At 62.1% G+C, this 1,800-nt stretch carries 2 protein-coding genes; one reads left to right on the forward strand and one right to left on the reverse strand.

The genetic code is table 11. The annotated features are described in order from the left end of the window. The first annotated feature begins 152 nt into the window (after window positions 1-152). The gene (locus tag RR842_RS14500; protein ID WP_332730281.1) at window positions 153-1,235 is read left to right on the forward strand and encodes an IS1595 family transposase; all 1,083 of its coding nucleotides are present in this window, start codon (window positions 153-155) and stop codon (window positions 1,233-1,235) included. Between the two features lie 71 nt (window positions 1,236-1,306). On the opposite strand, the gene RR842_RS14505 is transcribed toward RR842_RS14500, so the two are convergent. Further along, window positions 1,307-1,800, reverse strand: a 494-nt coding sequence (locus tag RR842_RS14505) for an aminoglycoside nucleotidyltransferase (RefSeq protein WP_332730282.1), incomplete at its 5' end; no start/stop codon positions are given.

The following is a 1,800-nucleotide window of genomic DNA, read 5'->3' on the forward strand; positions in this document are numbered from 1 at the left end:
CTTTTGCAAAGGCTAACAGTTTTTCTTCCTGTTCTTCTGTTAGTACGGTCTTAGCGTTGTGTTAGACCACTTTGGATAAGTGTCCTGCACGCAGTACACGCGACGGGGCCCCGGTTGCGACAATTCCATCATCAGAAGAGATGGAGGTTACAATGGAAGACGTGCTCACCCAGCTGACGAGGCAGTTCCTCCCGCAGATGACGGCTGCCGAGAAGAGCAGGGCTCTGAGATCGCTCAAGGCGCTGATAGACGCGGAGCTTTTCGACCTCGCGGCAAGCGAGGGGGCGGAAGACGATCCCGACAGAGCCTGCCCCTGGTGCGGCTCCCCGCATTACGTGAAGAGGGGGCGAGACGGGCGCGGCCGTCAGCGGTTCCTCTGCCGAGGGTGCGCCAGGACCTTCACCGACGCCACCATGCGCATCTTCTCCACCACCAAGCTCGACAGGTCGGCCTGGATGAGGTTCGCGGAGTGCCACGTGGACATGCTCCCGCTGCGCGAGTCGGCGGAAAAGTGCGGCGTGTGCCTCAAGACGGCGTTCTTCATGCGCCACAGGCTGCTCGAGGCCATGGCCAAGCGCATGCCCGCCTTCCGCGTGGAGGCCGGCGGCGGGGCCGAGCTCGACGAGTGCTTCTTCAGGGAGAGTTTCAAGGGAAACCGCTCCAGGTCGGAGTCCGGCGTGCCCAGGAAGCCCCGCACAAGGTCGCAGGGAACCGACGGGCACGAGAAGATATGCGTGCTCACCGGCATCAACGACGCCGGCGACATCTTCTACGAGATCGCGGGGAGGGGCGGCCTCGACGAGGCGGCAGCCAGGGAGCTGCTCGCCGACAAGCTCGCGGTCGGCGCGATAATCTCGACGGACCGTGCGCACGTGTACCGCCGCGTCCTGCCCGCCCTCGGCGTCGGCGCGCACATCGCCAGCAAGAGGGAGGAGCACGCCATCAACAGGGTGAACAGCCTCCACTCCCAGATGAGGCACTTCATCGGCAGGTTCCGGGGCGTCTCCACGAGACGCCTCGAGAACTACCTCGCCTGGTTCAAGTGGACATGGTGCTTCAAGGTCCGCAGGAGCGCGGACGAGCTCGCCGAGCTCATAGTGAGGCAGGCGGCCCGCGGCACGTACGAGAAGACCTGGCGCCAGTACAAGGTGACCCCCTATCCGTTCTACGAGTACTGGATCAAGCAGGCGAAATGGGACTCGCGTGCGCGGAGGGCCATATACGGCGTGGCGTGATGTCCAGGGCGGTCTGGCGCAGCGCATCTGCGGCAAGCGCTGAAGTCGTGCCCCGATGCAAATAGCAACAGCTAGCGATATTCTTCGGGAACGTCGAAACCGTACTCACGGCATAGGAGCATGACATCGTGGACGTCGTGCTCGTCATGCTGATAGCCCAAGTGAAACAACAGCTGGCTTTCGGGGTCGATGCACGACACCTCCACCTCGCCGATGCGCCCCCTCCCCGAAAAGACCTCCCCGGGAAAACGATCTCCCTGATACAGAATATCGCCATTCTCGGCGAAATCGAAGCAATGCAGGTCGACGATGCGCCCCGCCTCGTCTTGCCACACCGTGTGATCTTCGGTGGTGAAAGATGCAGCCACCTCGGAAAACCCCTCATCAGCAATTAGATCCACGAACCTTTGGTAATCCCCGCGCTGAACGAACAGGTCGATGTCGTTATGAGCCCTGGTCTCACGCCCGACAAGCGCATCGACGCCCCAGCCGCCATCAATGTATACGCCAATGCCCGCACCTGCGGAAAGGCCGATTATCCAACACGCTTCATCCTTGGTGACCA

This window comes from Gordonibacter sp., assembly GCF_036667095.1.
In the GTDB taxonomy this organism is placed as follows: domain Bacteria; phylum Actinomycetota; class Coriobacteriia; order Coriobacteriales; family Eggerthellaceae; genus Gordonibacter.

Coding starts and splice junctions, on each gene's coding strand:
- RR842_RS14500 (WP_332730281.1), top strand. CDS start 153: ATGGAAGACGTGCTCACCCAGCTGACGAGGCAGTTCCTCCCGCAGATG.